17 protein-coding genes are annotated in these 18,434 nt (G+C 45.0%); 14 read left to right on the forward strand and 3 right to left on the reverse strand.

The genetic code is table 11. The features are described 5' to 3' along the window. Positions 1-78 precede the first annotated feature (78 nt). The gene (locus tag M3636_RS14480; RefSeq protein ID WP_251382970.1) at positions 79-630 is read left to right on the forward strand and encodes a TlpA family protein disulfide reductase; all 552 of its coding nucleotides are present in this window, start codon (positions 79-81) and stop codon (positions 628-630) included. A gap of 131 nt (positions 631-761) precedes the next feature. On the opposite strand, the gene cimA is transcribed toward M3636_RS14480, so the two are convergent. Beyond that, a complete protein-coding gene (cimA, locus tag M3636_RS14485) occupies positions 762-2,381 on the reverse strand; it encodes a citramalate synthase (protein WP_251382971.1) in 1,620 nt (539 codons plus the stop codon). Between the two features lie 684 nt (positions 2,382-3,065). Here cimA and M3636_RS14490 point away from each other — a divergent pair. The 3 genes from M3636_RS14490 (at position 3,066) to M3636_RS14500 (ending at position 6,342) form a co-directional block, all read left to right on the forward strand. Continuing rightward, positions 3,066-4,367, forward strand: a complete 1,302-nt coding sequence (locus tag M3636_RS14490; RefSeq protein ID WP_128101269.1) for a DNA polymerase IV — start codon at positions 3,066-3,068, stop codon at positions 4,365-4,367. Between the two features lie 118 nt (positions 4,368-4,485). Beyond that, a complete protein-coding gene (locus M3636_RS14495) occupies positions 4,486-4,728 on the forward strand; it encodes a ferredoxin (protein WP_056700300.1) in 243 nt (80 codons plus the stop codon). Between the two features lie 192 nt (positions 4,729-4,920). Next, a complete protein-coding gene (locus tag M3636_RS14500) occupies positions 4,921-6,342 on the forward strand; it encodes a L,D-transpeptidase family protein (RefSeq protein WP_251382972.1) in 1,422 nt (473 codons plus the stop codon). Between the two features lie 96 nt (positions 6,343-6,438). On the opposite strand, the gene M3636_RS14505 is transcribed toward M3636_RS14500, so the two are convergent. After that, positions 6,439-6,576 carry a hypothetical protein gene (locus M3636_RS14505; RefSeq protein ID WP_164848664.1) on the reverse strand — a complete coding sequence of 46 codons (138 nt, stop codon included), beginning with the start codon at positions 6,574-6,576 and terminating at the stop codon, positions 6,439-6,441. A gap of 341 nt (positions 6,577-6,917) precedes the next feature. Between M3636_RS14505 and M3636_RS14510 the strand changes: the two genes are divergently transcribed. The 3 genes from M3636_RS14510 to M3636_RS14520 all read left to right on the forward strand — a co-directional run bounded on the left by M3636_RS14510 (position 6,918) and on the right by M3636_RS14520 (position 9,431). After that, on the forward strand, positions 6,918-8,015 hold the full coding sequence (locus M3636_RS14510; protein ID WP_128101271.1) for a quinone-dependent dihydroorotate dehydrogenase: 1,098 nt from the start codon (positions 6,918-6,920) through the stop codon (positions 8,013-8,015). Positions 8,016-8,146: 131 nt separating this feature from the next. Continuing rightward, complete coding sequence (gene yjbM / locus M3636_RS14515; RefSeq protein WP_128101272.1) at positions 8,147-8,962, forward strand: GTP diphosphokinase; 816 nt, start codon at positions 8,147-8,149, stop codon at positions 8,960-8,962. Beyond that, complete coding sequence (locus tag M3636_RS14520; protein ID WP_128101273.1) at positions 8,949-9,431, forward strand: DUF309 domain-containing protein; 483 nt, start codon at positions 8,949-8,951, stop codon at positions 9,429-9,431. Before yjbM ends, M3636_RS14520 begins: the two co-directional genes overlap by 14 nt. Before the next feature lie 253 nt (positions 9,432-9,684). Here the strand turns inward: M3636_RS14520 and M3636_RS14525 are convergent, their stop codons facing one another. Beyond that, entirely contained in the window at positions 9,685-10,230 is a 546-nt protein-coding gene (locus M3636_RS14525) for a thioredoxin family protein (RefSeq protein WP_128101274.1), read from the reverse strand. Positions 10,231-10,472: 242 nt separating this feature from the next. Between M3636_RS14525 and M3636_RS14530 the strand changes: the two genes are divergently transcribed. The 7 genes from M3636_RS14530 (at position 10,473) to M3636_RS14560 (ending at position 18,367) form a co-directional block, all read left to right on the forward strand. Further along, the gene (locus tag M3636_RS14530; protein WP_251382973.1) at positions 10,473-12,164 is read left to right on the forward strand and encodes an RsmF rRNA methyltransferase first C-terminal domain-containing protein; all 1,692 of its coding nucleotides are present in this window, start codon (positions 10,473-10,475) and stop codon (positions 12,162-12,164) included. Next, positions 12,161-12,907, forward strand: a complete 747-nt coding sequence (locus tag M3636_RS14535) for a pseudouridine synthase (protein WP_251382974.1) — start codon at positions 12,161-12,163, stop codon at positions 12,905-12,907. The genes M3636_RS14530 and M3636_RS14535 overlap by 4 nt, the downstream gene beginning before the upstream one ends. Before the next feature lie 495 nt (positions 12,908-13,402). Further along, positions 13,403-14,206, forward strand: a complete 804-nt coding sequence (locus M3636_RS14540; protein WP_128101276.1) for a Cof-type HAD-IIB family hydrolase — start codon at positions 13,403-13,405, stop codon at positions 14,204-14,206. A gap of 108 nt (positions 14,207-14,314) precedes the next feature. After that, on the forward strand, positions 14,315-15,430 hold the full coding sequence (locus M3636_RS14545; protein WP_251382975.1) for a hypothetical protein: 1,116 nt from the start codon (positions 14,315-14,317) through the stop codon (positions 15,428-15,430). Between the two features lie 99 nt (positions 15,431-15,529). Continuing rightward, positions 15,530-16,078, forward strand: a complete 549-nt coding sequence (locus tag M3636_RS14550) for a GNAT family N-acetyltransferase (RefSeq protein WP_251382976.1) — start codon at positions 15,530-15,532, stop codon at positions 16,076-16,078. A 344-nt stretch (positions 16,079-16,422) separates the two neighbouring features. Further along, a complete protein-coding gene (locus M3636_RS14555) occupies positions 16,423-17,559 on the forward strand; it encodes a glycosyltransferase family 4 protein (protein WP_251382977.1) in 1,137 nt (378 codons plus the stop codon). 331 nt (positions 17,560-17,890) lie between these two features. Next, on the forward strand, positions 17,891-18,367 hold the full coding sequence (locus M3636_RS14560) for a hypothetical protein (RefSeq protein WP_251382978.1): 477 nt from the start codon (positions 17,891-17,893) through the stop codon (positions 18,365-18,367). Positions 18,368-18,434: the final 67 nt, after the last annotated feature.

Here is an 18,434-nt window from a genome sequence, read left to right on the forward strand (position 1 = left end):
TATGAGAGAGGATCCGGGTTTGTACCAATATGAATGTTAAAATCATGCGGGATACTGACGATAAGAGGGTGAATAACCGTGAAAAGAAATCTATGCATACTGTTTGTTGCTGTATTACTCGTTGGTTTTGCATTAGTGCAAAATGCAGGAGATGGGATTGCAGCGGTGTTCAAACAGGAGGAACCTCTTCCTACAGAGACTGGGCCTCGTGCAGGTCTGCTTGCTCCTGAATTTTCTCTTACAGCTATGGATGGGAAAACCTACAACGTAGGTGGAGCTAAGGATAAAGCCATATTTGTGAATTTTTGGGCGTCTTGGTGTGAACCTTGTAAACAAGAGGCACCAGAGCTCAATACATTAGCAGCAAAGTACAAAGATAAACTAGACGTGTATGGTGTTAATGTGACATCTTACGATAAGCTTAAGGATGCCAAAGCCTTTGTTGATGAATATAAGCTTACCTTCCCGATCTTGCTAGATGAAGACGGAGCGACTTATGCGAAGTATAACGGTGTGGCATTTCCTACAAATGTACTGATTGATGCTAATGGCGTTATTCAGGAGGTCATTCTCGGTATTTTACCTGAGGAAGAGTTGGAACGTAAAATCAAGGCCGTGATTAAAAAGTAATAGTAACTGTATTAAAAAAATACGATCATGTTTTCAATAAGTTAGCAGATGATAAGTGTAATCCAAAAACAAAGCGCCCATTCTCCGTAGATGGAGAAGAGCGCTTCTTTTATTTTCCGGGAAATATGCGTTTAATGATTATTTAGCCCAAGTGCAGCAATCGAAACGATGCTAGGCTCGTCCTGAATGTTTTCCTGAAGTAACGCGTAGCGGAAACTATGCACGAGTGCTTCCCAGCTCGCTTCAATGACATTCTCGGATACACCAACCGTATTCCATGTGTTTTCCGTATTTTTGGATTCAATTAGAACGCGTACTTTGGCTGCTGTAGCATCTTTCTCATCCAGAACACGCACTTTATAGTCAGAAAGGTGCATGTTGCCGAGGGAAGGGAAGTATTGTACAAGCGCTTTACGAACAGCATTATCGAGTGCGTTGACAGGACCATTACCTTCAGCAGCGGTGTACACACTGTTCCCGCCCACATTCAGTTTAACAAAAGCTTCGGAAACAACGGGTTTTCCAGCTGTTTTCTCTACAAGCATTTTGAAAGACTCGAAGGTGAATAGTTCTTTCATGTCTCCATTTGCCTCACGAATCAATAGTTCGAGTGAAGCATCCGCACCTTCAAACTGGTAGCCTTGGTGCTCCAGATCTTTGATTTTCTCAATAATCTGACGAGAATTCTCGCTACTAGGGTCGAACTCAAGCCCAAGCTCTTGAGCCTTGGACACAATGTTACTTTGTCCAGCGAGTTCAGAGACAAGCACACGCTGTTTGTTACCCACAAGTTCTGGCACGATATGTTCATACGTACGGGAATCACGCAAGATAGCGGAGACGTGAATTCCACCTTTGTGAGCAAATGCAGCATTACCAACATAAGGTTGGTTAATTGGCATGTTCACATTGGCGATCTCACTCACGTAGCGGGCTACGTTGGTCAGTTGTTTCATCGAATCTTCAGACACGCACTCATAGCCAAGCTTCAATTGTAGGTTAGGGATAATAGAAGCCAGGTTGGCGTTACCACAGCGTTCTCCGTATCCATTCATTGTACCCTGTACTTGTCTTGCCCCGGCTTGTACAGCACTTAATGTGTTGGCAACCGCCAGTTCACAGTCGTTGTGCGTATGAATACCAAGCTGAGCAAGGGGCAGTCCGCGGTATAGCGTTGAAACAATCTCATGCACCTCGTGGGGCATCGTTCCACCGTTGGTGTCACACATAACCAGCCAATCCGCTCCTGCTTCATGTGCTTTGGTTAACACCGCTTGTGCATATTCGGGATTATGTTTGAAGCCGTCGAAGAAGTGCTCAGCATCAAAAATGACTTCCATTCCGTTTTGTTTAAGATAGGCGATAGAGTCATAGATCATGGACAGGTTTTCTTCCAAAGTTGTTTGCAGTGCAGTGTGTACATGGAAGTCCCATGACTTCCCAACGAGTGTCGCTGCATGAGCACCTGATTCAAGGATTCGTTGTAAGTTTGCGTCCCCACTGGCGACAGAGCCTTTCCGACGTGTACTGCCAAATGCAACCACCTTGGCGTTCAAGTTCAATTCCTTGACTCTTTTGAAAAATTCAATGTCCTTGGTGTTGCTGCCCGGAATTCCGCCTTCAATATAATGAGCACCCAGGTCATCGAGCTTTTTGGCAATCTTAAGCTTGTCATCTGCCGATAAGCTGACGCCCTCCCCTTGTGTGCCGTCACGTAAAGTCGTATCGAAGATGGAAATGGCCTTTGACATGAAGATCCTCCTTTGAGATAAAGCGCTTTTTTAAAAGTTTATTGGTTAGTTGGGAAAGTAATAAAAAAACCTAAGTTGAATCGATCGTTGAATCGATCCTTCGATTCTGCAACGCTACACTGTGTTAAACTGGCTGCGTTGATTTGTCCTAAAGTCGTGAATTTGTATAATTAATTATTATAGCACCATTATAGCCAAATGCTACATAGAAATCGCAGTTTCATGTAACAAAAATAGGATTTTTGAGTTGTAGTACAGCGTGAACGACTGAGAAAATTATGTTATGCTTGTTAGAATTGGATAAAGGAGGGAGATAATTTGAACTTTGTTTGGGAAAATAACATTATTTCATTAATAGTTACAATTATATTTGGAGTCGGTATATGGGCAATTGTTCGAATGATCATCAAATTCTTTCAGAAATAAACGGGATCTAGCTCGTGATGAAAATATGTTAGGTATGATGGAATTCATTATAACGATAAGCATTTTGCATCTAATCAGAATGCATTTCTGAGCCAGTTAAAGCCTTTTGAATTCCATGATGATGATCAACGGGATGCAAAATGCTTGTATAAATAATTTTACATAAGAAACTGGAATATTATAAACTATAGTGTGTGGGGTGTAAGGTTATAGCTTTTGTTGGCTATGAATCGATATACGAAAGGGCGGAGGTTGAATATGTCTTCAGACGGCACGCATCATACCCATGTTGAACAATATTATCCTGCCGCCGGGCGGGTCATTTTGCATGTGGATATGAACGCTTTCTACTGTTCTGTGCATGAAGCGGAGGAACCTGAGTTATATCGAGGTAAAGCAACGGCTGTGGCTGGCAGCAGTGAAGTGCGAAAAGGGGTTATTGTAACCTGCTCTTATGTAGCTAGAGGCAGAGGAATATCAACAGGCATGGTTGTGCACCAGGCCATGAAGAAGTGTCCTGACTTAATTGTGATTCGACCTGATTTTCATTTATATCGAAAGTATTCCAGAGCATTCATGCAGATCGCGTACAGCTATACACCGCTGCTTGAGGCAACCTCTATAGATGAGTGTTATCTTGATATCACGGGTTCGAAACAGTTCGGCACACCAATAGAAATTGCAGCCAGCATACAGGATCGAATTCGGGAGGAGCTAGGATTGCCTTGTTCTATCGGAATCGCACCCAACAAATTGCTGGCAAAGATGGCATCGGATCTGAAAAAGCCAAATGGAATATCCATTCTGCGGATGAGGGATGTTCCGAATGTGCTGTGGCATAGACCTTGTCATGAAATGTTTGGCATAGGTAAGAAAACAGCGGAGAAGCTAAAGAAGATCGGTATTGAGACGATTGGACAACTTGCTCAATCTGATGAGCGGATGCTTACCGATCTATTTGGTGTCAATGGAACCTGGTTGAAGAATTCAGCTAATGGAGTTAATCACTCACCTGTGCAAGCTGAGCGGGAAGCGAACAAATCCATTGGGCATACAACAACACTGCCAGCGGACATATCAGATATGAATGATGTGCAGCGCGTTCTATTAAACATTAGTGACCAGGTCGCCAGAAGGTTACGCAAGCATGAAATGTTAAGCCAGGGTATCCAGATCACCATTCGCACGCCGGACATGAAGACCATTACCCGCTCACGGATGATGGAAGTGCCTACAGAGGATTCATCCATCATATATCGGGAAGCTTGCGCATTGTTCGCTAAACATTGGGGCAGTGGGAAGCCGGTTCGAATGTTAGGTATCACTTTACAAACGTTGATCCCGCGTGAGGAATCTGCCATTCAGATGGATCTGTTCGAATATGAGCAGAAACCGAAGAAAGAGAGCTTGATTCGGATCATGGATCAGTTACGTGACAAATTTGGGGAAAATGCGGTTGTAACTGCGGGCATGATCGGTGACGATCCATCCGTACTACTGCGCGATCATAAAGTACGGGGAACTTCCTTGCAAAAAGATAATTTGCAAAGTCTTGATTAAATAAGGCATAATAGAGACTTGCGGTTATAAAATTATTTGTAATTACTCTTACTTTGTATTAATATGTTTCTAGATAAAAATACTGTACGTTTGTGAATTTTTAGGAGGAGAGATTGTAATGAGTAAATATACTTGGGTTGAAAAAGATACATGTATCGCATGTGGAGCTTGCGGAGCAACTGCACCTGACATCTACGATTACGACGATGAAGGTTTGGCAGAAGTAATCTTCGATGGAGATGCAAATAAAGGGATCAAAGCTATTCCAGATGAGTTCTTCGATGATATGCAGGATGCTTGCGACGGTTGCCCTACAGATTCCATCAAAGTTGCGGATGAGCCTTTTAACAAAGAAGGTTAATTCATTATCCATATTGTACATGCTAAGCACTTTCTGCTGTCTTCCACAGTGGGACGTGCTTTTTCGTTGTTTACACGGATTTGCCCGAAAATGATGAGAAGTAATCCGAGGACTCAAGTCCTATGGATTTCAAGCGCCAATCTGCCGATATATTAGGAAGAAACGGAAAACGGCGAACTGATGGAGGATCGGATGCAAAATACTCATTTACGTACATATGTGAAGAAACACCCCGATAATAAAATGGCTTGGTATTTACTTGGTAAGGAATACTTGAACGAAGGTCAAGAAGCTAAAGCCAACTACTGCTTTCAACAGGCTGGAGAGGTATATGAAGCTTTCGAGCGGAGTAAAGCACCAGCAGACATATGGGTGGACTATCAGAATAAACTCGTGGAGATGGGTGAGCAAAAAGAGAAGAAACAACGGGTTCGCAAGTTATGGTTAACCTTGTTAATGCTACTGGTGCTTGCGTTAGTTCCGCCTGCTGATGCACCTGGCTTCAGTCGTGATACAGCCAAAGCACTCACAGATGCACTGGCAGCAACGGAGGATCAGGAAGAACAAGCTGATCAAACATCGCTTGTAGAGCCAGAAAGCAACGATTCCAGTGTGTTTACTGCCGGCGCCTTCGGGGGTGGGAGTCAGGGGGAAGCTGCGTTAGCTGCGGCCTGGGCTGGGGCTGGATCGAATGTGCAGACGTCCGCTGTTCTCGGTATGCAGGTATCGGATCAATGGTCGTTATGGAAGCGTAAAATGCCAGTGAAATACATCATACAGACCAACAATAAGGGGAGATTAACAGCCCAAAGTTATGATGCAAAGCAGTGTGATTGCGAGCCTCCAGAGGTTTCAGTGGAAGTGAAACAGTTGGCAGCGGCTTGGACAGCCAAACAAGAGGTAGCGGTGTCACTGTCCAGTGCGATTGGAGCTTATCGGAAAAAGAATGGAGCTTGGCCGAAAAATGTCAGCGAGCTTGCTCAGCCGTTTCCTAATAATGTAATAGGAGAGACCTCACCCGGCATGAGTGAGATGTTCCCTGTTCTACTGGCGATGCATCAACAAGGTAAGGCTACTAACGCTCAAGCGGGTAGTGCCGCTGGCGAGAACGCAGCGGATTCAGCCGATGTGTTTGGTGATACATTAGGTGGCGAGCCTTTCCTGAACGAACCATTGGAGATTGTTGTGGATAAGAAGAATCATAGACTTGCGCTCATCAGCGGGAACACGATTATTCGCAATTATGAGGTGGGGCTAGGTGGGGATCGAACTCCAGAAGGCAAATTTGTCATTAGTGATAAAGTGGTTAATCCGAATGGTCGCTCTAACGGAGAGTTTGGATCAAGGGGAATGCAGCTCTCGGATACCAATTATGCCATCCATGGGACCAACGAGCCGGATAGTATCGGACTAGATGAATCCCTTGGATGTGTGAGGATGAACAAGGCGGATGTGGAAGAGTTATTCGCACTTGCTCCTCAGGGTACTCCCGTGCGGATTGGGAAGGATCTGCTTCCAGATACGACGGTTGTTCCAGAAGCGAAGGATCGTTACAAATACACGCTCGTACCTAAGCAGAATAATCCGAACAAGACGTATCACTGGTTGAACTAGATACATACATCGCATGATAACGCACCTATCAGCATCGAACTGATCTTACACAGCCTGCTTAATCATTATGTAGATGTAAAGCATGGATTGGTTCATTTACATATTGGCGATAATAATCAGTGCGCTGATAATAATGATTAATCCGACTACACTGGCTGCTGTCCAAATGATAGCTTTACGATTAACTTCTTCTTTTTTCTGCTGAAGTGTTGGTGGTTTACGTTTCGGAGCCATGAGCTGTTCCTCCTTTATCATCGAGCTGTTATTCATGTGACTATGGTATCATTGTAAAGAATTCCCCTTCTCTTTTCCAGTATGCATGTGGATTTCTTATGACGCCATTTTGAAATGTCTAACCTAAGGCCGTGTATAAGGTTCTGATCGTAGCATTCTTGCGGAAAGCGGATACTTCCGTTCGTTCTTTGGATGATCTGAATAAATGATTGTGTCTATACGTAAATTACTTTCCTTTTGAAGAAGAAACGGATAGACTTGTGTATAGAGTGTTTTTTTACATATGAAAAGACGGGAAAGCCTTTTTTAAAAGCGTACCGGACGAGAACGGAGTGAACGATTTGTTATATAGAAGTCTTGCAAAACCGCTATTGTTCAAAATGGACCCAGAGCAGGCTCATCATCTCATTATTGGTGGCCTTAGTGGTATGGGGAGCATACGCCCGGTGCCTTCCGGTTTACGTGTGATGTACGGTGTGCGTGAAACGGCTGATCTCGCAGTAGATATGTTTGGTTGCCACTTCCCTACGCCTGTAGGATTGGCAGCAGGCCTGGACAAAAATGGACAAGCCGTAACAGGTTTCTCTTCGATTGGATTTGGCTTCATGGAGGTCGGTACTGTGACGCCTCTGGCACAGCCAGGCAATGATCAGCCCCGATTGTTCCGTTTGCCTCCCGATGAGGCACTAGTGAACCGTATGGGATTTAATAATCTGGGCGCGGAAGCGATGGCAGGTGAACTATCCCGTCTGAAGGAACGTCGTATTCCAGTTGCTGTGAATATCGGTAAGAACAAGGCAACACCGAATGAAGAGGCTCATCTGGATTATGCGAAGTGCATCCGAGCACTGTATACATATGCCGATCTATTTGTTGTGAATATTAGCTCACCAAATACACCGGATTTGCGTAATCTGCAACATGGGAATGAATTAAAAGAATTGCTTGCTGCGGTTATGAATGAGATGGAAGCTCAGCGAGCGAGCATTGGTGGCTCCGCCAAATCCGTTCTTGTCAAAATTGCACCAGATGTTAATGATCAGGAGCTTGAATATATGGTGAGCACGATTGCGGACAGCGGTGTAGCCGGCATTATCGCAACCAATACGACAATTAGTCGTGAAGGGTTGTCTCACCAGCATGCAAAGGAAACGGGTGGACTAAGCGGTAAGCCGCTCCGTGATCGCTCTACGGAAATTATTCGCCAGATCTATCGCCAGACCGAAGGCAAGCTTCCGATTATCGGCTCAGGTGGTATTTTTACAAGCGAGGACGCTTATGAGAAAATTAAGGCGGGAGCAAGCCTTGTGGAAATTTATACAGCTCTGATCTATGAAGGGCCAGAAGTAAACCGCCGCATCCATGCAGGATTGCGCGAATTGTTGCGCCAAGATGGGTACAGTCATATCTCGGAAGCGGTGGGCGCAGAGCACAAGTAAGAGAGAAGGAAGTTCCCCAACAGCAAAATATAGAAGCTTGGAAGAGGTTAAGTGTACGGGACTCTTCCCCCCGACGAACATCATGTATAATAGTGAGTATAGGGGACGCTATAGAGACAGGAGGCATAAGCATGGACGGTAGAGACTGGGGTACATTTTTACTTCCTTATGAACAAGCGGTAGAGGAATTGAAGGTTAAGTTCAAAACGATGCGGGCGGAGCTGAAGAAAAGGGAAGAATACGCTCCGATCGAATTCGTGACGGGTCGTGTTAAAAAAATATCCAGCATTTTGGAGAAGTCCAGGCGTTTGAATGTGCCGCTGGATCAGGTAGAAACCGGGATAGAGGATATTGCAGGCATCCGGATTATGTGTCAGTTCGTGGATGATATTCGCCGAGTAGCTGAGTATATTAGGGCACGCAAGGATCTAACGGTTCTCATTGAAAAAGATTATATTACGAACTTCAAAGAGAGTGGCTACCGTAGTTTCCATATGATCATTGAATATCCTGTTCAGACGGCACTAGGACAAAAGATCGTGTTGGCGGAGATACAGATCCGGACATTAGCGATGAATTTCTGGGCGACCATCGAACATTCCCTTAGTTATAAGTTTCGGGAGAGTCTTCCCGATGATATGCGAGCTAGGCTGAAGAAGACGGCGGAAGCTGCATTTGTACTCGATAACGAAATGTCTGCAATTCGATTGCAAATCCTAGAGGCACAGAAGGCGTTTGAGGATGACTCTAATATCGTATCAAGAACACTGAACATCATCCATCAGTTGTATTTCTACCACCTGGTGAATGAAGCAATTGAAGCCCAGAAGCGTTTCAATGATTGCTGGGAGCGCCATGACATGGAAGGGCTTAAAGACCTTTTAGATGATGTGAAGGAACTTTTGAACAATGCGAGGAAGGGCGAGAACCCAGATGAACAGCTATGAGCCGCTGTACATCGACTACTTAATCTACTTTAATCGCGATCAGGATTATTTTGAATGCCATGAAGTGTTGGAAGAACTCTGGTTGAAATGTGATCGTGATTCATTTTATAAAGGTATGCTGCAAATTGCCGTTGGTCTGTATCATTTTAGAAACGGCAATCTCCGTGGAGCGCGAATGATGCTTCAAAGTGCAGTAGAGCTTCTGGAGCCATATCCTTCTATTACGCAGGGAATTGAGCTTGAACGAATAGTCAAGGAAGTGCGTGAGCTGTTAGAGGGACTGACAGACGCAAATTCGGACAGCTTCCCTTATCGTGATCTCACGATTGTGATCCAAGATGAAGTGTTGATTCAAGCTGTTAATTTAAGAAGCCAGCACGTGAAACCCAATATACCACAGCGGCGGAGTCCGACACGTGGACGGATCTATGAAGAGAAGATGAGGGCGTTGCAGCAGAAACAGCAATAAAGCCAAACAGTAACCAAGCGGAATACATGATCTTTCATGCGTATCATTATTTCTTAGATTGTGATATCCTGCAGGAGAAAAATAAAAAAACACCCCGATCCTGCTTTGCAGGCTATCGGGGTGTTTCGTATTATACCGATGGATAGTGGAGGGACAGTATAGCATTACAACCTGTGCAGCCTCTGTGTGCTCTATGCTTGTCCCACCATCAACAACATGTTCAAGCAACAGTTCCGTAAGACCGAACTTGTGCTTAGCTTGCTGCAGGCGTTGCGCTATCCTTGTATTTGTCAAAGAATTGTTTGTAGTCATCCAGGGTATAGCCGTTATCACTGCCATTCTCCTGAAGTCCGCCAACCATGCGATCCTTCTCAACACCGTCTTGGTAATAAACAAGCGTCGGTGTGAACTCGATATTGTAATCTGTCCATCCAGCGTCAAACTCACGAAGATTGAACTGTGGCAATTGAATACCTTCTTGATCCACCAAAGGCATCAATTGAGGTGTTGTAGCACGGCAGTGCGAGCAATCAGATGCGAAGAAATAAACAAAAAAGCTTTCTTTGTTATCAATCTTAGCTTTCATATCAGCAGGCAAAATAATTTGTTGGTAATTCGGATCATCGAGCAGTTCGCGAGTAGCTGAAGTGAGCTTGGAAGCCGGAATACCGTATGCGTTCTCTACAGAATCCATCTGCTTCTTGGATTGTTGATTCACCAGTACAAGTGCAGCGAGCAAAATGACGAAAATGCCTAGGAAAATAAGGATCGTGGCACTTTTCTTTTTCTTAGATTTCATTGAACATCCCCCATTATTCATATCGTGATATGGCTTTGGCAAAAATAGAGTATGGGATAATATGCATAATACACCGAATTTTTGCTCAAGAATTAACCTACTTGTCATTATACAACATTACAGGCTGTAGTGGAATATCTACTGAACCGATAAGACAGCAAAACTCGGATATGATAACATAGAGCAAGATGTAGGCATTCTAAGAGATGCTGGTATTTTAACAGAACAGGATGAGTGGAATTATGGCTGTACAGCTACCTTTGAAATTTACTGAGCGAATGAAAACGTTGCTTGGCAATGAATTTGAACAATTTATGTCATCATATGATCAGTCCCCACATGCGGGGCTTAGAGTGAATACGTTAAAAATATCCATGGAGTCTTTCGAGCAGCTTGCTCCATTCGACTTGCGTCCCATTCCTTGGTGTGGGACAGGTTTTTATGTGCCTCACGGGGTGAAGCCGGGATTACATCCGTATTATCATGCGGGTCTATATTACATTCAAGAACCAAGTGCGATGGCACCTGTTGAATTGTTAGGCGTGCAGCCAGGAGATCGAGTGCTGGATCTGTGTGCTGCGCCAGGGGGGAAATCTACCCAGATTGCAGCCAAACTGCAAGGCAAGGGTGTGCTTGTGACCAATGATATTCATGCTGAACGAACGAAGGCGCTTGCCAAGAACGTGGAATTGTACGGGGTTCGAAATGCGGTGGTGTTGAACGAATCTCCAGAGCGCATTGCGGGTGCGTTTGAGCATTATTTTGACAAGGTCTTGATTGATGCACCATGTTCAGGGGAAGGCATGTTCCGCAAGGATGAGGATATGGTGAAATCATGGGAGGATCACTCTATTGATAAGTGTGTTCTGATGCAACGAGATATTCTAGAGACGGCTGCAAGACTGTTAGCTCCAGGCGGCACCATCGTTTATTCAACATGCACATTTGCACCAGAAGAAAATGAAGCGATGATTGCAGAGTTTCTGAAGCTGAATCCTGATTTTGTTGTGAAAGACATCCCTAGGGAAACAGGTTTTCAGCCAGGTAGACCCGATTGGGTGCGTCAAACCATGCCAGAAACAGCGCAGGAGACAGCATTGGTATTGGATCAAGTGGCTGGAACAGCGAGATTATGGCCCCATTTGTTAGAAGGGGAAGGTCATTATGTGGCAGTACTGCAGCATCGGAGTCAATCCTCAGTTGGACAAGTTATGTTGGATAGAGAGGCGCACGATACTGCGGAGGGAGCGGTAGAAGAGAGAGCGCAAGTTGATTATGAACGCGATTCAGAGCAAGAGCGTTTCGTTGCAGCGTCCGTACCGCTTAGCAAGGCCGATCGTAAACGAGAGCGTCTACTGAGAACAGAGGCGAGGGAGAATAAGCCTAGGCAGGACTACGAGGGCAAATCGAAGGGGAAACAGGTGAAAGGAAACGAACGTGGCGGACGCAAGTCAGATCGGCGCGGACAAGGTCGTGGACCGGAGCAAGTGGAACCGGAGGTCATCTACAAGCAGTTTGTACAAGATCATCTGGAGATAGAGCTTCCCGGAGAAACGGTGTATTACGGTGATCGTGTATATCAATCCGCAGTAGGTTCTGAACGTCTGGAAGGACTTAAAGTAATCCGTCCTGGATGGTTCATGGGAACCGTGAAAAATGGGCGTTTTGTGCCATCTCATCCGTTAGCATGTGCTCTGCAGGGTACAGAGGCAGTGCGAGTGATCAACCTTAACTCTGCAAATGGTGAATCGGTGAGGTATCTAAAAGGAGAGACCTTAAATATAGAGGAATCTCGGGTTCAGCTTAAGGCGGGAGCAGTTGCCAAGGGTTACGCTTTAGTGTGTGTTGATGGTTATGCCGCTGGATGGGGGAAATGGCTGGATGGTGTGCTAAAAAATGAATATCCGGCAGGCTGGAGGTGGACATCGGTATGAGTGGAAAGGGAAAACAGACTTTGCGTCTGGACAAGATCTTGAGTCATATGGGTGTGGGTACACGAAGTGAACTCAAAAAATTAGTGAAGCAAGGCCGCATTCTTGTGGATGGCAAAGCGGTGAAAGATAGCGGATTACAGGTGAATCCAGACTTAAATGTTATCGAGGTAGATGGCGAACGGATCGTATACCGGGAAATGATCTATCTGATGCTGCATAAACCTCCGGGTGTTGTGTCAGCTACCGAAGATAACAGAGATCGAACAGTATTAGATTTACTGCGTAAAGAGGATCGTGTCTTCAACCCGTTCCCGGTTGGGCGTCTAGATAAAGATACGGAAGGTCTGCTGATCCTAACCAATGACGGGCCGCTTGCACATGATCTTCTGTCCCCTCGTAAACACGTGCCGAAGACGTATGAAGCTCGTGTGTTAGGAAGAGTGGATGAAGAGGATATCCAGAAATTCAAAGCAGGCGTGCAACTGGATGATGGATACGAAACCTTACCGGCTGACCTAACGATTCTGAACCACGAAGAGACGGATGAAGGCGTATATTCATCCATATCGTTGATCATTCACGAAGGCAAGTTCCACCAGGTAAAACGTATGTTTCAGGCTGTTGGCAAACGAGTGGTCTACCTTAAACGCGTAGCCATGGGTGACCTGCAGCTCGATGCGGATCTACCGATCGGCAGCTACCGCGAACTTTCCGCAGAAGAGCTGAATATTCTGCGGAAATAAGCTCCCGCCCTTCGCGAAGCGGAGCAGGGAGCCCCGGGCAAGGGGCGAAGCCTTGCCCCAGCGCCAAAGGCGCAAAGCTCCCGCCCTTCGCGAAGCGGAGCAGGGAGCCCCGGGCAAGGGGCGAAGCCTTGCCCCTAGCGCCAAAGGCGCAAAAGCTCCCGCCCTTCGCGAAGCGGAGCAGGGAGCCCGGGCAAGAGGCGTAGCCTTGCCCGCAGCGCCAAAGGCGCAAAGCTCCCGCCCTTCGCGAAGCGGAGCAGGGAGCCCCGGGCAAGGGGCGTAGCCTTGCCCGAAATGGTTCCCGTAAGCTTGGGCAGGATCACCGCTATATTAGCGGTGACCCTGCAGACAAGCGCTCCCACACCAACCGTTACATAGCAAGACCCGACCCACCGTCGCTTCCGCAAACGGGAGTCCAGAGGGCAGAGCCCTCTGGGGCCCTCCCTCGGAAGGGAGGGTTTGGGTGGGTGCGATCCCCCTTAAGGAGTGAATACGATAATGACATATAAATTAATTGCACTAGATGTAGATGGAACATTGCTGAATGATCACCATGAATTAACCCAGATGACACAAGAAACCTTGATTCGTGCTTCTCAACAAGGGATAGAGATTGTACTTTGCTCAGGCAGAGGACCAGCCAATACAATTCCTTTTATGGAGAAGATGGGGTTGGCTGGATATGTTATAACACATAACGGAGCGGTAACTGCTGAAGTAAGCACTCGTGAAATTGTTCATCGTTTTGCTATGGAGGGTCAGGGGTTAGAGCCGTTCATCACGTATTGTCGGGAGAATGGAGTCCATTTTGACATTAACACAGCGTTTGGATTGTATGTGGATCAGCCGGAGGGGCTTGGATTGCAAGTCCAAGAGATGTACCGCAATTTCCTAATGAAACCACAACAGTTGCCCCAATGGGCCGATCTAAGTGAACCGCTTGTCAAATTTACAGCCTTTGGCCCACTGGAGCAAATGAACACAGTACAGCAAGAGTGGGGGAACTGGAACCTTCCCTACTACATGACACGTAGTGGAGATTTTTTCATTGATCTAATGCATCCCGAAGCAACCAAAGGTACAGCATTGAAAAGACTAGCTGAATCGAAGGGTATTAAACCCTCTGAGGTAATGGCTATAGGCAATTATTATAATGATCTAACGATGCTAACCTATGCAGGCAAAGGAATTGCGATGGACAATTCTCCTGAAGAAGTGAAGGCGGCTGCAGATGAAGTGACACTTTCGAACAATGAGCAGGGAGTAGCGCATTCAATCCGTAAACATGTACTAGGTGAATAGAGCCGAGTTCAGCTTACGATCAGGGAAGCTCTACGTTTGATCTGATAATCTACTGTCTTCCTGGGTAACCTAAGAGAATAATCTTAGAAGACCAAGGAGGACGGATTCATGGAACTACATGTGGAGCTCATTCCGAATCTGCGAACAATAGGCGGCGAAGTACTGGATGTTATGGTACATGGTCAATATGTAGGTTCGCTCTTAGTCGTGTATAGAGAGACAGATCGGTTGTCGGGAAGTCTTCAATTGGAACGTGGATCGCTTACGGAAGAGTCTGAAGAAGTCGTTATGGAGAAGGTACATGAATATGTTCGTTCACTTGTTGATGCAGTGGAAGCTGAGTATTACGAAGTGTTAGTCAATTGTGGAACACTACGTTCGGTGTTGCTGAAACCAGATACTGAGGTTGAGGTGGAATGGTACGAAGATGAGAGCATATGTGATAGGGATTATGATGATACAGTGAGTGCGATTCAAGTCATTCCCGGTTCGCAAGATGAATCTTTTACATATGAAGATCAGGAACATCTGCTGGAGATGGAGCTAGTGACAGCGGGGCGCAACATATCGACGTACGTATTCAACGATGTACAAGGTCAGGAACTTGCCGAAGCTACACTGAAACAGTATGGAGCAGATGTCCAAGGTGAAATTCACTGGTATGACGAACCGGATGAACATCAGCAAGAGATTGCTGCCGAGTTACTTGTGCGAGAGTTGGATGAAGAGCTGATTGATACAATCACGATTCATTATTGGCATCAGGGGAACCATTTAGATTCGATAGAGTGGGTACACCGTGATTTTGCTGGGGATGATGATGACGATGATGAGGAATACAACGCAATTGGTGTTCTAACCAATGCCTCTCATTATGATACATCAGGAGTTGCTCGAACGAATGAGCTACAAGATCGAGATGAACAAGAGGATGCGGAGGACATCTCTTATGTCATGCTTGTACGCAAGGATCGAGAGTTCCGTGAGTACGAATTGTTTCTTCAGGAACGTGGTGGATTGCCTGTAGGAACGGCTACGATTGACACTTCACATCCTGATCTGACTGGATATATGGATTACCAGATTCCAGGTACCAATGTGCAGCGACAGAGCTTGGTTGAAGTGCTTTTGAAGGAACTGGACAAGGATCTTGAGTTCCATAAGTTGCATCTGACGATGTTATATCGTAATCAGGTTATTGATGAAGCGAGGATTGACAGGTAAAGGGCTGAGGCTCTTTACTTTTTTTTTGTAATTTTGACGAAATAATCATTTCCGGGTATAGTTCGATTATTCATAAGAGATAAAGGAGTGCGGAGTAAGATGCAGCAATCATTTACAATGATTCAAGACACTATAAACGAAGATTTTCGAGCTGTATTGGCAGAACAAGAAGATACGGAAGCAGTAATGGCTCTTCTCACAGAAACGGCTGAATGGCTGCAGAGTCAAGGTTCATCTCAGTGGAGTGCCTTGCTGGAGGGCGAGGATTCGCATGATACTGTAGGCGCCATTCTGCGTGGTGATGTTTTTGTGTTCAAAAAAGGCGCTGATGTCGCTGGAATGGTCATTCTAATGCGCAAACCAAGTGCTTGGGATGTTAAGTTATGGGGAAGGAGAGCGCATGCGGAGGATGGTGCGGTTTATTTACACCGATTAGCTATTCGCAGAAAATATGCTCAGACGGGTCTTGGACGTAGTATATTGGACTGGGCGACTCAAGGCATTCAGTTTGATGGTAAACACACGATGCGATTGGATTGTGGTGCTGACAACGCCACGCTCAATGCGTTTTACGCTCGTCATGGATACACATTTGTAGGAGAGATCGAAGGATACAGCACGTACGAGAAGTCATTAGGATCAAATTAATGTTAAATGGGTTACGTATTGAATAAAAATAATGATGTGGAGCCGGGAGTGTGAATTATAGCTCACCGGCTCTTATTATGCGCTTTTTTCTACCAATCTGGTACTTTTTTTGTCATCAATGTATTGATACATGCACTCATGGTGGTACTTGATCACATTCACACCCGAACAGAAAAATAAAACAAACGTATACTGATGAAGAGAGAAATGACCAAACATGTTATCCCAATGTAAGAAGAATGGAGAGGAATTGTTCAGTTATTGCTTTACTGAAACATACGTTCTAATATATCATAATTGAAGATGGATCAATAAGATCGAAGCAGGAAAGGGGGAAACTAACGGTGAAATTGCTGCAGGCGCTATTCTTTCCTCCGGAGCAGCCCGGAGGTGTATCCTCTATGATACCGTATATGCAAGAGAGGTTCACAACTCCACGATGGGAGATGGATCTATTCTCGCTACCCAAGCGTATTCGCAACAAAGGTAGAGAAGACGTAGCTTTTGATACGTTCGATTGGACGCTGTATCAGGACAGCCCGATCGTTCAGAAATATATGCAAACCTATCGAGATTACTTATGGTGGACTAAATTACGGATTCAAAAGCCGTATGATCTTATTCACGCACATCATCCAATTGCTGGTCTTGCGATGAAAAAGGTTTTCCCAGATACACCCCTCATTCAGACCGTTCACTCCAGTTATGAACGAGAACTGATTTTGAATGGTCGAATTGAGCCAGATGGATTGGAACACCAATTCCTGGTAGCGATTTACCGTGAGCTGGAGCATCAGGCAGAACGGTTGTTAACCGTGTCTGATTCATTCCGTCGTTATTTGGGCTCTTATGTTCAACAGCCGGATGCGATCAGCATTATACCGAATGGATTCGATGAAAAAAGGTTTAAACCCATTGCGCATGACAATGCCATTCCACAGTTAGTTACCGTATGTCGTCTTGTTCCGGCCAAAGGTCTGGATATTCTGTTTAAAGCGTGTGCGGAACTTAAGGAGCGAGGGCTGGATTACGTTCTTCATATTATCGGAGATGGTCCAATTCGTCCGGATCTGGAGGAATTGGCTCAGCGGCTGGGCATCTATAATGAAACGATATTTTATGGCTACACGCTGCATCCTGAGGAATTTATGCCTTTCTTTGATATTTTTGTACTGCCTTCACGTGCGGAGGCCTTTGGATCTGTATTTGCAGAGGCTGCACTGAGCTGTCTAGCGTTGGTTGGTACAGATGTCGGGGGAATCCCTGAACAGATAGAGAATGGCAGTAACGGACTTCTGGTCCCTGCTGAGAACCCGTCTGCGCTTGCAGAAGCTCTAGAGAAGGTAATGGTCGATCCGGCATATCGTTATGAGCTAGCCCGCTCGGCATGCGAGAAGGCGAAGACGCATTATTCTCTAGGCAGATCGGTCAATGAACTGAAAAAAATGTATTTACAATTTGCGAAATCATCTTTAACGTAATGAGATAACGATATTTTAGAAGAACATACCTATTAAATAAAGAACACAACATAATTGCTGTTACATAAGCGGTTATGCTGTGTTTTTTTCATTTTTTAGTTTCTGGTTAAGTTAGAATAGTAGCAATTGGAGCTTTTAATCAGAGAGGGAAATGTAAATTAGGACTACAAATGAGATGTGTAATGCATGAAATATTGGATTAGTAGGAAAGGAGAAGGGAAGTTTGAAGAAATTTGCTAAACCTCTTATAACCAGCGCGATTATAATACTGTTTCTCTTTGCTGGCTGCACTGATCTAAATCATCGTGGACTATCGAAGGAATTAAGTGATATGGAAAGTAAGATTGCGTATCAGCCTGAAGTATTTTTAACTGATGTGGTGAACGATCATTTCAACATTACAGCTACGATTAACTATCGTAATAAGGAAAATGTGGAGCATATCATTTACGAAATGTTCATTGAACAACCCAAAGTGGAGATGGAACAGCTGCAAATGAGCTTTCATCTTCATCCACAAATGCTGAGTAAAATAGGTACAACCAACATTTTCGAATCAAATGTCCTCTTTGATAACCTGCCAACAATTGCACCACATGGCACAAGTACAGGAGCATCCCTATTTAGGGCGTTCTTGTTAGATCCATCGAAGGTAGATCGTGAGACATTGGAGATTTATACAGATCTGTACGTGAAGGTAAGCTATCAAGTAGATCGAGAAGAGTATGTTCATTATTTTAAGTTAAACGCAGAGCCCTCGGAGGAGCTTGTGAATGTTCTTCATAATACAGCGATGCCGCTGAATTGACCTTTTAAAACTAAACGATCGAAAAAAAAATAAAAACCGACTCTTAAAATAAATGAATAACCTAGAG

The organism is Paenibacillus sp. MER 99-2, assembly GCF_023714095.1.
Classification (GTDB): domain Bacteria; phylum Bacillota; class Bacilli; order Paenibacillales; family Paenibacillaceae; genus Paenibacillus.